The organism is Arthrobacter sp. ZGTC131, assembly GCF_002929275.1.
GTDB lineage: Bacteria > Actinomycetota > Actinomycetes > Actinomycetales > Micrococcaceae > Arthrobacter.
This window is the reverse complement of sequence record NZ_PJIK01000103.1, coordinates 1-535: the sequence shown is the minus strand read 5'-3', so window position 1 is coordinate 535 and position 535 is coordinate 1. Positions and strand designations below refer to the sequence as shown.

Here is a 535-nt window from a genome sequence, read left to right as displayed (position 1 = left end):
CCGGTGACCACTACATTGTCCTGGGCGCGGTCCATGAGCTGCAGGTGTGCAGCCCGGTGGCGCCGCTGCTGTTCTTCCAGGGCGGGTACGGACGGTTTGCCCCCATGTCGCTGAGCGCGCCTTTCGACGCGGACCTGATAGCCGGCGTTCGGCTGGCCGAGCGGGGACGGAACGAAATGGAGCGGCTCGCCGCCGAGCTGGGAGCCGAGTGCACAGCCATGGCTGTCATCAGCGATCAGCTGGCTGTCATAGTCGCCGCCGCCGGCACGGCTCCGGAGCAGGACGATCGCCTCGGGGAACGCATTCCGCTGATGCCTCCCATGGGTGAACTCTGCCTGGCCTGGGAAGACCCGAAGACCATCGACCGCTGGCTCTCCCGTGCCCTGCCAAGCGACGAATGCACCCCGGACGAGTACCGGGGGCGCCTGGAAGCAGTGCGTCAGCGCGGCTGGTCCATCACCATGCGGGGCGGTTACCGGGACGAGCAGGTTTTCGAGGCCCTCCGCGAGTACTCCGCCGGCACCTACACCCCGGC

The 535-nt window shown here is 68.4% G+C and carries 1 pseudogene; it reads left to right on the top strand.

The features are described 5' to 3' along the window. Positions 1–535, top strand: a pseudogene (locus CXQ90_RS22590) (hypothetical protein); the annotation flags it as partial.